The organism is Micromonospora sp. WMMD1155 (assembly GCF_029581275.1).
In the GTDB taxonomy this organism is placed as follows: Bacteria; Actinomycetota; Actinomycetes; order Mycobacteriales; family Micromonosporaceae; genus Micromonospora.
In genome coordinates, this window is record NZ_CP120742.1 from 6,254,096 (window position 1) to 6,271,326 (window position 17,231).

General features: G+C 72.1%; 16 protein-coding genes and 1 pseudogene. 7 read left to right on the forward strand and 10 right to left on the reverse strand.

What is annotated here, in order from left to right; translation table 11 throughout:
* Positions 1–71 precede the first annotated feature (71 nt).
* Together O7617_RS28490 and O7617_RS28495 are read right to left on the reverse strand one after the other, a co-directional pair.
* Positions 72–2,171: a PQQ-dependent sugar dehydrogenase gene (locus tag O7617_RS28490; RefSeq protein ID WP_282259338.1), complete on the reverse strand. Its 2,100-nt coding sequence runs from the start codon at positions 2,169–2,171 to the stop codon at positions 72–74.
* Positions 2,172–2,193: 22 nt separating this feature from the next.
* Positions 2,194–3,150 (reverse strand): sugar phosphate isomerase/epimerase, encoded by a 957-nt coding sequence (locus O7617_RS28495; RefSeq protein ID WP_282259339.1) that lies wholly within the window; start codon positions 3,148–3,150, stop codon positions 2,194–2,196.
* A gap of 769 nt (positions 3,151–3,919) precedes the next feature.
* Here O7617_RS28495 and O7617_RS28500 point away from each other — a divergent pair.
* Positions 3,920–5,188, forward strand: a complete 1,269-nt coding sequence (locus O7617_RS28500) for an Ig-like domain-containing protein (protein ID WP_282259340.1) — start codon at positions 3,920–3,922, stop codon at positions 5,186–5,188.
* On the opposite strand, the gene O7617_RS28505 is transcribed toward O7617_RS28500, so the two are convergent.
* Positions 5,189–6,250 carry an SMP-30/gluconolactonase/LRE family protein gene (locus O7617_RS28505; RefSeq protein WP_282259341.1) on the reverse strand — a complete coding sequence of 354 codons (1,062 nt, stop codon included), beginning with the start codon at positions 6,248–6,250 and terminating at the stop codon, positions 5,189–5,191.
* 263 nt (positions 6,251–6,513) lie between these two features.
* Between O7617_RS28505 and O7617_RS28510 the strand changes: the two genes are divergently transcribed.
* Positions 6,514–6,900, forward strand: coding sequence for an STAS domain-containing protein (locus tag O7617_RS28510; RefSeq protein ID WP_282259342.1), 387 nt, complete (start codon positions 6,514–6,516; stop codon positions 6,898–6,900).
* A 59-nt stretch (positions 6,901–6,959) separates the two neighbouring features.
* Here the strand turns inward: O7617_RS28510 and O7617_RS28515 are convergent, their stop codons facing one another.
* Positions 6,960–7,352 (reverse strand): FKBP-type peptidyl-prolyl cis-trans isomerase, encoded by a 393-nt coding sequence (locus O7617_RS28515; protein ID WP_088989476.1) that lies wholly within the window; start codon positions 7,350–7,352, stop codon positions 6,960–6,962.
* Between the two features lie 239 nt (positions 7,353–7,591).
* Positions 7,592–7,988, reverse strand: a pseudogene (locus tag O7617_RS28520) (hypothetical protein); the annotation flags it as partial.
* 228 nt (positions 7,989–8,216) lie between these two features.
* On the opposite strand from O7617_RS28520, the gene O7617_RS28525 reads away from it, so the two are divergent.
* Complete coding sequence (locus O7617_RS28525) at positions 8,217–9,092, forward strand: TerC family protein (RefSeq protein WP_282264892.1); 876 nt, start codon at positions 8,217–8,219, stop codon at positions 9,090–9,092.
* Between the two features lie 9 nt (positions 9,093–9,101).
* On the opposite strand, the gene O7617_RS28530 is transcribed toward O7617_RS28525, so the two are convergent.
* From O7617_RS28530 to O7617_RS28540, 3 genes are read right to left on the reverse strand one after another with little or no spacing between them, the layout of a single operon-like run.
* Positions 9,102–9,827 (reverse strand): helical backbone metal receptor, encoded by a 726-nt coding sequence (locus tag O7617_RS28530; protein ID WP_282259343.1) that lies wholly within the window; start codon positions 9,825–9,827, stop codon positions 9,102–9,104.
* 49 nt (positions 9,828–9,876) lie between these two features.
* Entirely contained in the window at positions 9,877–10,440 is a 564-nt protein-coding gene (locus O7617_RS28535) for a hypothetical protein (RefSeq protein WP_282259344.1), read from the reverse strand.
* Complete coding sequence (locus O7617_RS28540; RefSeq protein WP_282259345.1) at positions 10,437–11,522, reverse strand: Asp23/Gls24 family envelope stress response protein; 1,086 nt, start codon at positions 11,520–11,522, stop codon at positions 10,437–10,439. Before O7617_RS28540 ends, O7617_RS28535 begins: the two co-directional genes overlap by 4 nt.
* Positions 11,523–11,728: 206 nt before the next feature.
* Between O7617_RS28540 and O7617_RS28545 the strand changes: the two genes are divergently transcribed.
* A complete protein-coding gene (locus O7617_RS28545; protein ID WP_282259346.1) occupies positions 11,729–12,610 on the forward strand; it encodes a DUF2726 domain-containing protein in 882 nt (293 codons plus the stop codon).
* A gap of 295 nt (positions 12,611–12,905) precedes the next feature.
* Entirely contained in the window at positions 12,906–14,153 is a 1,248-nt protein-coding gene (locus tag O7617_RS28550; RefSeq protein WP_282259347.1) for a hypothetical protein, read from the forward strand.
* Between the two features lie 134 nt (positions 14,154–14,287).
* On the opposite strand, the gene O7617_RS28555 is transcribed toward O7617_RS28550, so the two are convergent.
* On the reverse strand, positions 14,288–14,635 hold the full coding sequence (locus O7617_RS28555) for an Lsr2 family protein (RefSeq protein WP_203151987.1): 348 nt from the start codon (positions 14,633–14,635) through the stop codon (positions 14,288–14,290).
* 144 nt (positions 14,636–14,779) lie between these two features.
* Positions 14,780–15,403: a response regulator transcription factor gene (locus tag O7617_RS28560; RefSeq protein WP_282259348.1), complete on the reverse strand. Its 624-nt coding sequence runs from the start codon at positions 15,401–15,403 to the stop codon at positions 14,780–14,782.
* Positions 15,404–15,486: 83 nt separating this feature from the next.
* On the opposite strand from O7617_RS28560, the gene O7617_RS28565 reads away from it, so the two are divergent.
* Positions 15,487–16,218, forward strand: a complete 732-nt coding sequence (locus O7617_RS28565; protein ID WP_282259349.1) for a HAMP domain-containing sensor histidine kinase — start codon at positions 15,487–15,489, stop codon at positions 16,216–16,218.
* An 83-nt stretch (positions 16,219–16,301) separates the two neighbouring features.
* Positions 16,302–17,147 (forward strand): manganese catalase family protein, encoded by an 846-nt coding sequence (locus O7617_RS28570; protein WP_282259350.1) that lies wholly within the window; start codon positions 16,302–16,304, stop codon positions 17,145–17,147.
* The last annotated feature ends 84 nt before the right edge of the window (positions 17,148–17,231 follow it).

Genomic DNA, 17,231 nt, shown 5'->3' on the forward strand with positions numbered 1-17,231 from the left:
GGGGTCGGCGCCCGACGACGTGCGGCGGCGGCCGGAGTGCTCCGGCCGCCGCCGCTGTCATCGTCTACCGGTCAGCCGGCCAGGCCGGCCACCGGATCCGGGTCCAGCACGACAGTGGCCGAGGCGGACTGCGGCGGTACGCCCGGCTCGGTCGGCGCGTCGGTGTACTCGGCGACGAACACCGCGGTCAGATTGTCCGCGCCGGCGTGCCCACCGTCCACGAAGGTCGGGATGCTTCCGGTGCAGCCGGTCGACGTGGACAACGGGTGTCCGTGCTCGTCGTGCCCGAGCACGTAGGTGACGGTCACCCGGGAGCAGTCCACCGGCAGGTCGTCGGTGACCTTCACCTCGTACGCGACGGTCTGCCCGAACTGGAAGGGCTGCCCGGCGACCGGGGCGACGAACTCGATCACCGGCGCGGTCGGCCCGACCACCAACGGCAGCGTCGCCGAGGCGGACCGGCCGGTGCGGTCGGTCACCTTCAGGGTCGGGGTGTACGAGCCGTTCTCCGCGAACGTCCAGGACGGGTTCGGGTCGGTGCTGTCCACCGAGCCGTCCGCGTTGAAGTCCCACGCGTAGGTCAGCTTGTCACCGTCCGGGTCGGTGGTGCCGGCGCTGGAGAACGCGACGGTCAGCGGGGCCTGCCCGACGGTCGGGGTGCCGCTGATCTTCGGGATCGGCGTCCGGTTGCCGCGGACGAAGTCGATCCGGGCCAGCTGCGCGTCCGGGTTCTCGGCGAAGTAGCCGTCGCCGTACTCCAGCACGTAGAGCGAACCGTCCGGGCCGAACTCCATGTCCATCGGGTTGTCCACCACGATGGAGGGGACCACCGAACGGATGTCCGCGACGTTCCCGTTGGAGTCGAGGCGGAACTCCTTGATGTAGTCCCGGGTCCACTCGTAGAACAGCGGCACGCCGTCGTAGTAGGCCGGCCACCGGGTACGCGACGTGCTGGTGCCGTCGTAGTCGTACGCCGGGCCGCCCATCGGGCCGATGCCACCGGTGCCCAACTGCGGGAACTCCCCGGAGGCAGCCGAGGGGTACCAGACCTCCGGCTGCTCGACCGGCGGCAGGATCCGCTTGCCCGTGTTGTGGGGCGAGTCGTTGACCGGGCGCTTGCAGTTGAACTTCGCACCCGACTCGCCGGTGGCGAAGTCGTAGTCGCGGTACGCGATGGTCGGTGTCACGCAGTACGGCCAGCCGTAGTTCGCCGGCTTGTCGATGAGCATCCACCGACCGTGCCCGGCCGGACCGCGCTCCGGGTTCGGGGAGGACGCGTCCGGCGAGTAGTCGGCCAGGTACACGTCGTCGGTCCGCTTGTCGACGGCGAACCGGAACGCGTTGCGCAGCCCCATCGCGTAGATCTCCGGGCGGGTCTGCGCCGTCCCCGGCTTGAACAGGTTGCCGGCCGGCACCGTGTAACCCCCACCGGGCTTCACCTTGATGCGCAGCAGTTTGCCGCGCAGGTCGTTGGTGTTGGCCGAGGTGCGCTGGGCGTCGTACGCCGGGTTCCGGTCGGCCCGCTCGTCGATCGGGATGTAGCCGTCGGAGGCGAACGGGTTGGTGTCGTCACCGGTCGACAGGTAGAGGTTGCCCTTGCTGTCGAAGTCGATCTGCCCGCCGACGTGGCAGCAGATGCCCCGGTCGGTCGGCACGTCGATGATCTGCTGCTCGCTGGCGAGGTTGAGCTTCATCCCCTCCAGCTTGAACCGCGACAGCCGCAGCGCGCCCCTGAACCGCTGCCAGTCCGCCTCGGTGCCGGTCTCCGGCGCGTCCCCCTCGTTGACGTCCGGGGTCGCCGGGTCGTCCACCGGAGTGTCCATCGGCGGCGAGTAGTAGAGGTACACCCACTTGTTCTGGGCGAAGTTCGGGTCGATCGCGACCCCCTGCAACCCCTCCTCGTCGTGCTCGTACACGGGGATGTCGGCGGCGAGGGTGTTCAGCCCGGTGCGCGGGTCGTGGATGCGGACCTCACCGGTGCGGGAGGTGTGCAGCACCCGCAGGTCGGGCAGGACGGCGAGGCTGATCGGCTCGCCCGGGAAGTCGTTCAGGGTCACTTTCTGGAAGCTGCTGTCCGGCGGTGCGGCCGGTGCGGCGACTGCTGCTGACGGCGGCACGGTCAGGCCGGCCGTCACCAGCAGCAGGGCGGACACGAATGCGGTCCTGTTCATCAGGTCGTCCCCCGAGGTGGTTTCAGTACCGAAGTGAGGCGAGATAGTCGAAGCCGACCCGGGCGGTGTCCAGGGCGTCGGCGGGGGAGCGTGGCGGGGTGCCCGCGTCGTCGCGCTCCACGATGTACTCCTCGATGCCGGCCTCCCGCTCGTGCGCGAAGATCCGCCCGAAGTCGATCAGGCCGTCGCCGAGGTCGGCGAAACCGCCCTCGACGTCGAGGTCCTTGACGTGGACCTGGCGGATCCGGCCACGGTTGGCCCGGATCACGTCGACCGGGTCGTGCGCACCGCGCCAGGTCCAGTAGAGGTCCAACTCGAAGTGGACGAGCCGCGGGTCGGTCTGCGCGGTGAGGATGTCGAACCCGGTCGAGCCGCCGGTCAGCGGCACGAACTCGAGCTGGTGGTTGTGGTAGCCGAAGTCGAGCCCGGCGCGCTCGGCGAGCCGCCCGGCCTTGTTCAGGTCCCGAGCCAGGGCACGGTAGACGGCGGGGTCCCGGATCGGCTGGCCGGCCGCGTCCCGACCGAAGTACGGGTGGACGATCTTCTTGCTGCCCACGACGTTCGCGTCCTCAAGGGCCTGTTCCCAGGTGGCGGCGTCGAACGGCTGCGGAATGCCGGTGTGCCCGGAGGTGGCGCGCAGCCCCGCCTCGTCGAGTGCCGCCCGGAACTCCGCGGCGGTGCGTCCGACGAAACCGGCGTGCTCCACCCGCCGATAGCCGATCCGGCGCAGCGCGTCCAACGTGCCGGGCAGGTCGGCGGCGAGCTGGTCGCGCAGCGTGTAGAGCTGGATGCTGATCCGGTCCACCGGCACCCGGCGCCGGCCCTGCGCAGATGCGGCGGGTGCGGCGCCGGCCGGCCCGGCGAGCAGACCGGCGGCGCCGACGGCGGCGGCGGAGACGGTCGCGGCGCGCAGCACTCCACGCCGGCTGACCGACTCCGACGCCGGTGTCGGCTCCGGTCGGTTGATCTGTCGATCCATGGTGGTGGTCCCTTCCTGACGGCTGGCACACCGTCGGCGGCGGTCGACCGGTCTGCCGTCGCCCGGGCGCGCCGAACCGGCCGGAGGCGGGCTCCGGCTGGACGATGACGGACGGCGCTCGGGTGCGGCCCGGCCCCGTCAGGAGCGGAACACGGCGACCCGGCAGGGGTGGCGGCAGGCTGATCGACTAATGGGCAACCCTCTATCTAGATCGTGACCCTACCCTTGCCTCCGGACGAAGGCAAAGCTTCGTCGCGTTCGGCAGAAGTTTCGCTCCAACTGACAAAAGCGAGCTGTCGAGGTGCGCCGGCCGGCATGACCTCCTACTTCCGCGCCTCCTACCTCCGCGCCTCCTACCTCCGCGCCGGCGTCCGCGCCTTCGGCGCCCGAGGCGCGCCTCCGGGCGCGCGGGTCGCACGTTCGCCGCATCCTTCGGCCTTGATCCACTCGGTTTCGCCGATGTCGGGGTGTCCCCGGCGCTCGGATACCGCGATTTCGGCGAACCGGAGTGGATCAAGGGGGTACGCCGCCTTCGGCCCGGTTCACCTCAACCGCCGCGAGAGGGCGTCATCCGGACAGCCGGCGATGCTCGTCCCAGAGCGCGGCAAGCGGCACGACAGGGGCCGGTGAGCCCCTATGCCACCACGGGGAACATTCTCGGAGAATCGTGCCGACAAATGCGCTGACAATTATTTCTGAATGCCGTAATCGCGCATGCCCGGGAAGCGAGAATGTCGGCATAGGGAAGCCGAAAACGGGGGGACTGAACATGACGTGTAGGCGGCGATTGACGCTGTTGGCGGTAACCATCGCGGCCGCACCACTCGTCCTGGGTGGGTGCACCGCCGACCGGGAGTCCGCGACCGGCTCGGCCAAGAAGCACGCCGCCCCGCCGGAGCTCGCGGTCACACCGGGGGACAAGACCCGGGACGTGCCGGTCAGCGCCGAGGTGGGCACCGTGGTCAAGGGAGGGCGGGTCACCGGCGTACGGCTGACCGACGACAAGGGCAAGCAGGTCAACGCCGAGCCGCGCGAGGACGGGTCGGGCTGGGTACCGACCGCTCCGCTGCAACCGAAACGGACCTACACCGCCGAGGTGACAGCCACCGGTGACTCCGGTGCCACCACCACGCGCACCACCACCTTCACCACCATGGCCAAATCGACCAAACCGCAGGTCACCAGCACCCTCTATTTCGTCGGTAATCGGACGTACGGAACGGCCATGCCGGTTACCGTCGCGTTCGACCCGGGAATTCCGAAAGAGGCCAGAGCGGATGTTCAACGGCGCTTGTTCGTGAAGACGAATCCTCCGCAGCCCGGCACCTGGTCATGGCTTGAGGACGGCACTCAGGTCTATTACCGGGCCCCCGATTTCTGGAAGCCGGGTACGACGATCAGCGTCCGGGCCGGTCTGGAGGGCCTGCCGATCGGCAAGGACAAGGTCGGTGACGCCGAGCGGACCGCGACGTCCAAGATCGGGCGACAGGTGTCGCTGGAGATCGACAACGCGACCAAGCAGATGACGGTCCTGCAGGACGGCAAACAGGTCCGTCGGATCCCGGTCAGCCTGGGCAAGCCGAGCACGCCGAGTTCGAGCGGCAAGATGGTGATCATGGAGAAGCACGAGCGGACCACCTTCGACACCCGCGGAGAGCCCAACGGCGGCTACGTGGTCGACGTCGACGACGCTCAGCGCTACACCTGGGGCGGCGAGTTCATCCACTCCGCCCCCTGGTCGGAGGGGGACCAGGGCAACACGAACGTCTCACACGGCTGCGCCAACGTCTCCGCGACCGCGGCTGACTGGTTGATGGGGGTGACCCAGGTCGGTGACCTCGTCACCGTGAAGGGCACGGAGGTGGAGCTGCAACCGGGCAACGGCTGGACGGCCTGGAACGTGAGCTGGGACGAGTTCGTCCGAGGCAGCGCGTTGCCGGTGCCGCCGGGGCTCAAGCCCGCCCCGCTCGCTCCGGCCCACCCGGGCGCCGTGGCCGGCGGCTCGCCCGCCCCGGCACCCTCGGTCAGCGGTCGCTGATCACACCGTCGGCTCACCGGGCCGGTCCGCCACGAGCGGGCCGGCCCACCCCAGGGGTACGCGGGCCACTCCCGGCCCGATCAGGCTGCCCAGCCAGAGGTGGTCACCGTGCTGGCGTACCCCGGTGATCATCCAGTAGTGCCCGTTCGGGCCGTGCAGCGTCCGGCGGACCCTGCCGTCGCCGTCGACGAGCGCCACCAGCCCGTAGCGGCGGGGCTGCGGCTGCATCGCGTCGGGCAGTAACGCGGCGAGCTGGCGCAGTCGCGGGTGCGGCAGCAGCCGCTCGGCGATCGGCACCCGAGGACTGGGCAACGCTATCCAGTACGTGCCGTCGCCCACGGCGGCGAGATTGTCCGGGTACGCGGGCAGGTCGGCCAGAACCCGCACGCCGCCGCCCAACTCGACGCGGAGCAGACGGTGGGTGCTGGTCTCCACGAGCATCAGGGCCGACTCGTCCGGCGTCAGCGCGATGCCGTTGGGGAAGTACAGCCCGTCGGCCACCACCTCGGTGCGGCGGCTGCCCGGCCGGTGGGCCAGCACCCGGCCGTTGGGGCGGTGCTCCAGCAGGTCCCGCTTCCAGTGCGAGACGGGGAACCGGTCGGAGGAGTCGGTGAAGTAGACGGTGCCGTCGCGGGCCACCGTCGCGTTGTTGGCCAGGTGCACCGGGGGTGCGGTCCCGGTCAGTTCGTGCACCGCGCCGTCCGGGGTGACCCGCAGCAACCCGCGGTACGCGTCGCACACCACCAGCGCCTCACCGGACGGGTCCGCCTCGATGCCGAGCGGCCGGCCGCCGGTCTCGGCCAGCAGCCGGGGTCGGGTGCCGGCCGGCGCGTCGACCGGCCACCACCAGAGCCGACCCTCCTCGTCGCCACTGATCACCCGGCCGGCGTCGTCGACCAGCACGTCCTCCGGGCCGACGGCCCCCTCGGGGAGGGGCAGCAACTCGACGTGGTCGAGCCGACGGTCGGTGGGTGCCCACGCACCGGCCAGCGCCGGGGGAACCGTCGCGGGTTCGCGGACGGGGCGGATCAGCCGAGGCGGCCGCGGCCGGGGGATCAGCATCGGCCTATTCTCCACCGCCCGGTGCCGGCTACCGTCGAGCAGCGCCGACGCGGCGCGCCGCGCACCTCGGTCGACGGCGGGCTGTCCCGGGTCCGGACCTCGACCCGCCGGAGCTGCTCAGCGCCCGGACGGAGCAGGGGTGGAGGCCCCCGAGCCTCCACCCCTAGGGGGATGAGCGCCACCTCGGGGTATGACCCTGGGCGTACCCGGAATCACTCCGCCGAGGGGCGAAACTGTCGGAGGTGGCGGCTAGATTTCTTGGCATGGGAGAGGGCAGCGACCGGCTCGACGTGCAGGTCAGCGTGGGTGACCAGGTGGTCGTCATGCGGGTGGCGGGCGAGATCGACATCGCCACGGTGGCGGCGTTCCGGTCGGCGTTGTGGTCCGCGCCGGCTCGTCGGGTGATTCAGCTGGAGTTGTCCGATCTGCGGCTGCTCTCCGCCGCCGGCGTCCGCACGCTGCTCGCCGCGCACCTGCGCGTCCGGGCCTGTGGTGGCGAGCTGGTCCTGGTCGACCCGACCCCGGTGGTGGCGCGGGTGCTGCGCGCCAGCGGTCTACACCGCGTGATGGAGATCCTGGAGCCGGCCAAGGTCGTCACGGCCGCGCGTCGCACCGGCGCGGCGACGGCGGACCTGCAGTTGGCCGCCTGATCCGCCCGGTCCGGCGTGGCGCGGGGTCGCCGGCGTGAGCCGACGACCCCGCGACCCGGTCAGCGCACGCCGAGCAGGTCCACGACGAAGATCAGCGTCTCGCCGGGCTTGATGACACCGGCCGCGCCCCGGTCGCCGTACCCGAGGTGTGGCGGGATGGTCAGACGGCGACGGCCGCCGACGCGCATGCCGACCACGCCCTGGTCCCAGCCGGCGATGACCTGACCGCCGCCGAGCGGGAACTCGAACGCCTGGCCACGGTTCCAGGACGAGTCGAACTCGCCGCCGGTGGAGTGCGACACGCCGACGTAGTGCACGCTGACCAGTTGGCCGGCCTCCGCCTGCGGGCCGTCGCCCACGGTGATGTCCTCGATCACGAGGTCGGCGGGCGGTGCACCCTCGATCGGACCCACCTCGGGCTTGCCGGATCGGGCGCCTGCTGCCTGGTTCATGCGGGGATCTCCTGCCGTGTCGGATGATGTGTCCGGTCACCGTCGATCCTGCCGGATCGCACCTCACCGATGTGCGGCGGACCCGCTACCTGCTCGATCGCGCCCGTGCGCCCCCGCACACAGCTCTGCGGGGAGTGCACGAGCCGCGCGGCGCGGGAGAGCGGGGCGGCGGGGTCCGTCAACGGGTCGGCGGGCGTCACCGGGGGTGGTGACGCCCGCTCAGGGGTGGTGCGTGGTGGTCAGCGCAGCCGGGGCAGCCGCTGGACGACGGGCAGCGTCGCCCACACCCGGCCGAGGCCCCAGGTGTGGCCGGCGTCGACCAGTGCCAGGATCGCCGACACCGCGGCGTAGATCAGGTGGTCGTCCATGAAGGGGTTGTTCTCCGGTGGCAGGACGGCGGTCCACATCAGGACCAGCAGCAGCCCACCGGTCACGGCGGCGATCCGCATGCCGATGCCGAGCAGCAGGGCGACACCGATCCCGGCCAGGCCGACCATGAACAGCCAGTCCGCCCAGGCGGCACCGGCGATCCCGGTGTACGGGTCCGTGCACGGCCGGTCACCCGAAGGTAAGGAAACCCCTGGTGGGGCTGCCCCCGTTGATCCAGGCGTTCTTCGACTCGGTGGCCATCCCGAGGGCCGACCGACCGCGTCGACCCGGGGCCTTGGACCCTCTTGCGTCCGGCTGAGCCGGGTTCGCGGGACCGCCGACGCGGAGTCGGCCGGTCGCCTAGGCTCGGGGAGCGGTCGCCCGGCGGGGTGACGGGCGATGCACCGTGGTCGGCGCGGGAGGGCTTCGGTGGCGGAGGCGACGGTCACGATCCCGCTGTGGGCCTGGGCGGCGGTCGGCGCGGTGATCGCCGTGATGCTCGCCGTGGACGTGCTCCTGCACCGCGACAACCACGTCATCGAGCTGCGCGAGGCGCTGCTGTGGAGCGCCGTGTGGATCGGCGCGGGCCTGCTGTTCGGGTTGGTCGTCTGGTGGGGCCTCGGCGGCGACCCGGCCATCGCCTACTTCTCCGGCTATCTGCTGGAGAAGGCGCTCTCGGTGGACAACGTGTTCGTCTTCGCCCTGCTCTTCGGCTACTTCCAGGTACCGCCCGGCTACCAGCACAAGGTGCTGTTCTGGGGGGTCGTGGGGGCGCTCGTCTTCCGTCTGCTGTTCATCTTCGCCGGTGCCGAGTTGCTGGACCGGCTCACCTGGGCCGGGTTCGTGCTGGGCGCGTTCCTGATCTGGACCGGCTGGCGGCTCGCCGTACGCGGGAAGCCGGACGTCGACCCGGAACGCAACGTCGCGGTCCGGCTGTTCCGGAGGCTGGTACCCACCGACGCGCGCTACCACGGCGACCGGTTCACGGCCCGGGTGGCCGACCGGCGTGTCGCGACGCTGCTGCTGGTGGCGCTCGTCGCCATCGAGGCCACCGACGTGGTGTTCGCCATCGACTCGGTGGCGGCGATCCTCGCCATCACCACGAACACCTTCCTGGTCTGGACGGCCACCGCGTTCGCCGTGCTGGGACTGCGCAGCCTCTACTTCTGCCTCGCCGGTCTGCTGCGCCATTTCGGCTACCTGCGGTACGGGCTGGCGTTCCTGCTGGCCTTCGCCGGGTTGAAGCTCATCCTCGCCGAGACGCCGGTGGGCAAACTGCCGGTCTGGTTGACCCTCGCGGTGGTGGTGCTGACCCTGGTGATCGCCATCGGCGCCAGCGTCCTCGCCGCGCGACGCGCCCCGGCCGGCTGACGCGTCGGGTCAACCGGCCCGTACCGGCCGGGACAGCTGGTCGGCCAGGAGCGCGGGCGCCTCGGCCAGCGAGGGGCCGTACCAGGTGAGGTGCCGGCCGGAAAGAAGGGCACACGGTACGCCGGGGAACGCCTCGGGCCCGTCGTCCGCGGTGAACCGGTACGGCTCGTCGGGCAGCACCACCAGGTCGGGCTGCCGTTCGCGCAGCGCGGCGATCGTGGGGCGGGGATAGCGCTCCGGGTGCTCGTCGTAGGCGTTGACCACGCCGAGTCGACGCAGCACGTCACCGGCGAACGTGTCGCCGCCGAGCACCACCCACGGCCGCCGCCACACCGGCACCACCGCCCGGGCCGACGGTGTCGGCCGGGGTGGCTCGGCCCAGGCCCGCCTTGCGGCGCGCAGCCAGGTCGGCTCCGTCGGGGCACCCAGCTCTGTGAGCAGGTCGCCCAGCTCGGTCAACGCGCCGGCCACGGTGCGCGGATAGGTGACCCGCACCGGTACGCCGGCCGCCCGCAGCGCCTCCGCATCGGCCCGGCGGTTCTCCTCCACGTTGAGCAGCACCAGGTCCGGCCGCAACGCACGGACCCGGTCCAGGTCCGGGTACTTGCTGCCGCCGACCCGGGCGACGTCGAGCCCGGCCGGGTGACTGCACCAGTCGGTGGCCCCGACCAGCGCTCCGGGCAGGGTCAACGCCACCGCCTCGGTCAGTGACGGCACCAACGACACCACCCGCATCCGCGTACCTCCCGGCACTCATCATGCCGGTCCGGTCCACGCGGCAGGGTCAGGGCGGGCCGGGTTCGATCCGGGCGGTCACGTCGAGGTGCGCGGGGGCGCAGCCGGCTGTCGTCGCGAACCGGCGGACCGCGGCGTCGACGTGCTCGCGTACGCCGTCGGTCGGTGTGCCGGCCGCCACCTCCACCCGGATCCACACGTCGGGTCGCTGCGGTACGCCGGTGAGCACCACCCGGGCGCGGCGTACCCCGCAGTCACCGGTGGTCAGGTCCCGCTCCAGCGCGCCGACCAGCACCTCGGTGGCCAGGCGGGTACGGCCGGGGCGGTGGCCGGGGTGGCTCAGCACGCCGCGTAGCGCCCGGCGGGGTCGGCGCAGCTCACCCGCCAGCAGGCGCTGCCCGGCCAGCGCGGCGACCACTCCGGTGACCGCCGCGGCCAGCGTGCTCCACGGCGCGGCCGTCCGCCACGCGTCGAGGAGCGCCGGTCCGAGCAGTGTCGCGTGCGGATCGTCGGCGGGCAGCGTCCTGACGCTGACCCACAGCGCGGTCGTCCCGAACGCCACCAGCACCAGCGCGACGATCGTCCACAGCAGGCGGTGTGCGGCGTCGGTCATGCCGGCCGCCGCCGGGTCCGCAGCCGGACCTCGATCCGGCCGGTACGGGGTGAGGCGAGGCGACGCAGCTCCTGGCGTACGGCGAACTCGACCTCCGTACGGGCTGCGGGGTCGCCCGTGGCGTGCACCCGGGGGCGCCACGTGTCTCCGCGTCGCCGGACGCGCACCCGTGCCCGGCGGACGCCGGGCACGGTCCCGACCGCGCCGGTCAGCCGGCGTTCCACACACCGTCTGCGAAAATGCCAGCCGTCCCGCTCATCGATCCGCAGCCGGGACGGTGTCCAGCGGCGCAGTTGGGCGACCAGGATGACCAGGCCCAGCAGGACGGTCGTCCCGGCTCCGACGCGGACCTCCGGGTCGGGCCACCGGGTCGTGGTCAGCGCGTCGTACCAGCCGGTGGGGGCGAGCGACGCCGGGCGGCCCAGCGTGACCAGCAGCGCCTGCACGGCCAGCAGCACACCACCGGTCAGCAGCGCGACGGCCAGCAGGGTCGAGGCCGCACGGTTGACGACGCGCATGCCGGCCTCCGACCAGCGGACCGGCCGACCCGTGGGGGCGTCGTGCGCTCCGGGGACGATCAGGTCGACCACGGTGATGGTCACGGCGGCCACGGTGAGTCCGGTTCCGGCGGCCACCCGGTCGGCGACGGCGGCCCGGACCGCCTCGGCGACGACCGGCACGCCGTACCCGTAGGTGGTGACCAGGTGCAGGTCGAGTCCCACGGACCGGTCGACCAGCCGGACGGTGGCCGGGTGGACGCCGCTGACGCCGGGCACCTGGCGAGCCGCGTCGACCGCGATCCGTGCGACGTCCGCCGTCACTTCGGTCTGCTGCGGGGTACGCCTGCTGCGGGTGCCGTCGCCGGGGCTCCCGGCGTTCGGCGTGGAGCCGGCCGTCAGGGCGGACGGGCCGACGGCCACGGGTCGTGGTGGCAGTCGATGGTGGCGTCCCGTTCGATCGGCGCGGGGGCGTCGGAGGATGGTCGGATCACCGGACTGTCCCGGGCGACGGGCGCGGCGCGGGTCGTCCCGACGCTGGCGGGCGCCCCGACCGGCGCGGGTGCCGAGCTGCTGTCGCGACATGCTGACCTCCCCGGCCGGTTCGCTACCGGCGACTCCGCTGGATACACCTCAGCGGAGTCCCCGGAACGCCGCTTCGGTGTGACGTGGCTCACAGATGTAACCCGGCCGGTGGCCGACCGGCGCGGTCAGGGCGCCGCCGAGGCGTACACCATGATCGACCGCCTAGACTCGGCCCGGCTCGACCGACCGGCGGATGGATCAGGCAGATGACGAGCATCGGCAGCGACGACCGCGGTTGGCTGCGGGCGGTATCCGCCGACGGCGGACGCGACACGCTGACCAGCCGCGCCGGCCAGCGGGTCCACGCGAACCGTCGGCTCAGTGACCTGGTCCAGGGGCGCCCGCCCGGTGTCACCGGCAGTCAGTGGAGTTCCGCCAGCCGGGCCGGCTTCGACTTCGTGGTCTGCGCAGCCGACACCGGCCGCGCGGTCGTCGCCGTGGAGATCGGCCCGGTCGCGCCCGCCGGCTCCGCCGAGCAGCGCGTGGAGCGGCTGAAGGACGCGGTGAGCGCGGCCGTCGGCCTGCCCGTGCTGCGGATCGGTTCGCCGACCCTGCGGGCGCCCGAGCACGGGCGTCGCCTCGTGGAGTACGTGATCGACGCCCGCGCCTACGTCGCGGGCGGTGCCGGAGCGACTCCCTCCGGCGACGAGCCGGTCCCGACGGGCTTCCGGGACATCCTCGGTCGGCTGCCGGACGGTCGTACCGGCGCGGTCAACGACCTCGGCGCGCTGACCCGGGCGGCGGTGGTCGACGCCTACGTGGCCGGGCGGGTGGCCGACCCGATCGTGCGCGGGCTGCACGTGCGGTGGGCGGACGGGTCGGCGCAGGGGTGGAGTTGGGTGCAGGTCCGACCCGACGCCTGCCTCGTCGAGCGGGTCTCGGTGACCGAGCACCGCTTCTCCTGCGGCATCGACCCGGCCCGGCTGGCCGAGGACCTCGCCACGGTCGCCGTCGGGGAGCGGCTGCGGGAGAACGCGTTCTCGGAGCTGGTGCCGCGCGCCGAGCTGACCGCGCAGATCGTCGCGCTCAGCCGGCGTCGCGATGAACTGGTCGGCGGTTTCGCCTTCGACCACCTCTGCGCCGACTGACGCCCCACCCGTTCCACCTGCTGATTCACCGCCGCGCACCGGCTCCGTGTCGGGTCGCGGCAATTTCCTGTGAACCGGTTGAACCTTCCCGGTCGCCGCCCCGTACTCCTGCGCGAATGAACAGGATCTCCCCACTCGCGTCGTCGGGACCCGGGGACGGTGTGGAAAGGGCATCGTCGGCCATCGACGCATTACCGGGTAGGTCACGGTGGTCGCCGCCGTGGCGTGCCATCTCACATCCGTCGGTCCGCCGAGGGCAGGAATCCACTACCGGATCGAGAAGGAGAGCAATTCGATGCGCAGGTCCACACGGGCGCGCCGGTCACCCGGCAACGCGCGGAGCAAGCGTCTGCTGGCCGTTGTCGGCACGCTCGCGGTCTTCGGCGGAGTCGTCGCCGTGACCCAGATTTCGTCGGCCCAGGACCGGCGGACCAATAAGCCCCGCCCGGCCGCCGGGCAGTGCGTGGAACCGAGCCCTGGCGCGACCGCGCCGACCGGTGGCGGTTCCACCAGCCGGACCTGGCAGAACGGTCGGTGGGTGCGCAACCACTGGGGTGACGGGCAGCAGTCGGTGCCCGAGTGTGAGGACGGCAAGGACGGCACCGTCGGCACCGGCACGGCCATCGCCTGCCCGGACGTGACGGCCAAGCTGCCGCAGGTGCCGGACCGGGCGCGGGCCGAGGTGGACCGCAACCTCGCCCAGCTGCAGGCGCAGATCGCCGAGGCGGACCGCCGCCTCGCCACCGAGGGCGACAAGGGTGAGGCGTTCATCCGCAACGCCATCCTGCAGCCGTTGGCCGGCAAGCGGCGCGCGGTGTTGGACCGCATCACGACCGCTATCGACCGGGTCGGTCCTCGACCGCAGGGCCTCGCGGAACTCGCCCAGTGCACGGTGCAGCCGACCAACAACGGTGGCGGCAACAACGGCAGTGGCAGCACCCCGACCCCCACCACCAGCACCGGCGGTAACAACGGTGGCGGCAACGCCCCGGGGGCCGGTCTCGGCGTACTGGCCAACGACTGCGACGAGAGCCGCCTCCAGCCGCACGACGGCTTCCAGAACGGCAACCGCTGCGTGAGCACCGAGTTCGGTGAGGTCGGCGCCGCCGCGAACAACCCGTCGCTGCTCATCACCCAGTTCCCCCAGCAGGTCGGCCAGAACCAGGCCTTCACCCTGCGGGTCAGCACCCGCAACCTGGTCCGCGACCGCTTCCTGGCGGCCGGTCAGGGCGGCTACTACGTGGAGAGCTCGCTGCTCAACGCGCAGGGCCTGGTCCGGGGTCACTTCCACACCGCCTGCCGGATGCTGGACAGCCTGACCACGCCGCCGGAGCCGCAGGAGGTGCCGGCGTTCTTCGTCGCGACCGAGGACGGCCGCGGCGGGGCCCAGCCCGACGAGGTGACCATCCAGGTTCCGGGTCTGCCGGAGTCCGGCACCGCGCAGTGCTCCGTCTGGGCCGGTGACGGCTCGCACCGTCTGCCGATGATGGAGCGCGCCAACCAGACCCCGGCGTTCGACTCGGTGCGCATCACCGTCAACTGACCGGACGTACCGAAGGCGGCCGGCCACCCGGGGGCGACGATCCCCGGGTGGCCGGCCGCCGCGTCGTCAGGGTCACCCGGACAAGCCGACGGGGCCCCGCCGTTTCCGGCAGGGCCCCGTGGTCGACTCGCGCGTCAGCGGCTCTTGTACGCCTCGACGACCTCGACCGGGATCCGACCCCGTTCGGAAATCTTGTAGCCGTTCTTGACGGCCCATTCCCGGATTGCTCGGTTCTGCTCCCGATCCATTCCCGCGCCGGAGGGTCGCCCCGGACGCCGGACCGAGCGGGCGCTCTCGACCGGGCCGCGCCCGATACGCCGACCCGCATTGATGTAGGGATCCAGTGCCTTACGCAGGACGCCGGCATTCTCGTCCGAGACGTCGATGGTGTAGGCGACGCCGTCGAGGCTGAACTCGACCGTGCGATCGGCCTTCCCGCCGTCGAGGTCGTCGGTCAGGACCGTGATTACTTTTCTCGCCATTGCCGATTACTCCCTGTGTGCGGCGGGATGTGTCCAAAGTCTGACCTATCACCCCGGTAATCCGCAACAATATGCCTCCCATTCATTCGGCGCGTCGCGATTCCGTTACCGAGCAAAACCGTGAATCGGGGCGATGAAGGAGCCTCATTCGCCGAGAAGGCCGGCGTGCCCGGCGATGGCCGCCGCCTCGGCCCGGTTGGAAACCCGCAACTTACGCAGCAGCGCGGCGGTCATTCGTTTCACCGTCCGCTCCGAGACATGCAGATCGTCGGCGATGTCGACGGTGTTGCGGCCGGACGCGATCGCCCGCAGCAGCCGACGTTCCTCGCCGTCCAGGTCGACGGCGGTCATGCGGGTGGGCCGCAGCATGGCGTGCAGCAACTCGGTCGGCAGCACCGCCCACCCGTCGAGGACCGCCCGCAACGGGGGCAGCAGCGCCTCCGGTTCGCTGGTCTTCGGCAGGAACCCCTCCGCGCCGGCCCGCAGCGCCTCCAGCGCCGGTGCCGGATCGGCCGAACCGGACATCGCGACCACGCGTACCCGGGGGGTGGTCCGGCGGATCGCGGCCACCGCCCGGATGCCCCCGGGCGGTGGCATGTGCAGGTCGACGAGGGCCAGGTCGGGGCGGCACCGACCGACGAGCGCCGCGGCGGCGGCGGCGTCGCCGGTCGAGGCGACCACCTCGGCCCGGCCGCCGGTGCTGACGGGGAGCAGCAGTTCGAGGCCGCGGACGAAGAGGGGGTGATCGTCCACGACGACGATTCGCATGGTGGAGGCTCCCGGCATGTCTGCGCCGTTCCCCAGCGGGTACCGATCATGCGGGTACGCACCGAACGAGGGGAGTCGGGTGGATGCGCGCACGCCAGGGTCTGCGGGACCTGCTGCGAGGGTTGCGCCGGATCGAGCCCGCTTCGGGTGACCTGCGAGCACCGCTCGCCGATTCGGAGTTGCTGTTGCGGGTGTTGTGCCACGAGTTCCGTACGCCGATCAGCACCCTGACCTCGCTCACCCGCGCGCTGGCCGACGAGCACCGCGAGTTGACCGGCGCCGACCGGCGGGCGATCACCGAGTTGTGCCGCGACCAGGCCGTGCACCTGCAGAGCCTGCTGCGCGACGCGGCCGCCGGCACCGGCGCGCTGGCGCCGGCGCCCCAGCCGGAGCCGACCGTCCCGCTCGCGGACATCCTGCGCGAGGCCGCCGCGCTGGTGCCGGCCGACCGGCGGCGGGTGCGGGCCACCCGGCTGGCGGGCTCCTGCCCGGTGCCCGCCAGCCGGATCCGTCAGGTGCTCGTCAACCTGGTGGAGAACGCGCTGCGGCACGGGCCGCCGCAGGGCCAGGTCGGGCTGTACGCCACACTGCGGGGCTCCGGTCTGAGCGTGCTGGTGACCGACGAGGGCCGCGTGGACGACGCGCTGCTGGTCGCGTTGCGCTGCCCGGCCCCGGCGGTGGGGATGTCCGGGTTGGGGCTGTGGATCGTCCGGCGGTTGCTCGCGGTGGACGGGGGAGCGCTGCGGGCGCATCGGCTGCGACCGCGCGGGGTGGCGCTGGAGGTGCTGCTTCCGGCGGCTCGTCCGGCGCGCTGACCCCACCGGGACACGGGTTGGCCCGGCCGGGTCAGCGAGCGGGGAACGGCCGCAATGCCAACGTCCCAGACCCAGGGGGTCAGATGTTCAGTCACGTCAAGGACCTGCAGTTCGAGGCCAAACCGGACGGGCCGGACGCCGCGTTCGCCCGCCGCCTGCAGGAGGTGCTCGGCGGCAAGTGGGGCGAGATGACGGTCGCCAACCAGTACCTGTTCCAGGGTTGGAACTGTCGGTTGCCCGGCAAGTACAAGGACCTGCTGCTCGACGTCGGCACCGAGGAGATGGGCCACGTCGAGATGATCGTCACGATGATCACCCGGCTGTTGGACAGCGCGCCGCTGTCGCTGTCGGAGGGCATCGCGGAGGATCCCGGTGGGGCGGCGATCTACGCCGGCTCGAACCCGGCGCACTTCATCCACGGTGGTGGTGGCGCGTTGCCCGCCGACTCCAACGGGGTGCCCTGGAACGGTGCGTTCATCACCGCGAGCGGCAACCTGCTGGCCGATTTCCAGCTCAACGTCACCGCCGAGGCGCAGGGTCGGCTCCAGGTCGCCCGGCTGTTCCAGATGACCGACGACCCGGGCGTCAAGCAGATGCTGCGCTTCCTGCTGGCCCGCGACACGATGCACCAGAACATGTGGCTGGCGGCGATCGAGCAGCTCAAGGAGGACGGGCTGGAGGACATGCCGGTGCCGGAGGCGTTCCCGGACTCCGGTGACCTCACCGAGGAGTACGGCTACACGTACCTCGGGTTCTCCTCGGGTGCCGACGCGGCGCAGGGGCGTTGGGCGTCCGGACCGTCGCCGGACGGCAAGGGCGAGTTCCGGTACGACGACGACCCGCGAGCGAACGCCCCGGAGCCGGTGCTGCCGCCCGGGGACCCACGGCTGTACGGCACCAACCCGGGGGCTGCCGGAGCGCTCACCTGAGGTGTCCCGTCGGGTCGCCCGCCGCTGACGGACGGACCGACGGGTGCGCCGAGCAGTGGCGTGGGTCACAGAGCGGAACAAGGG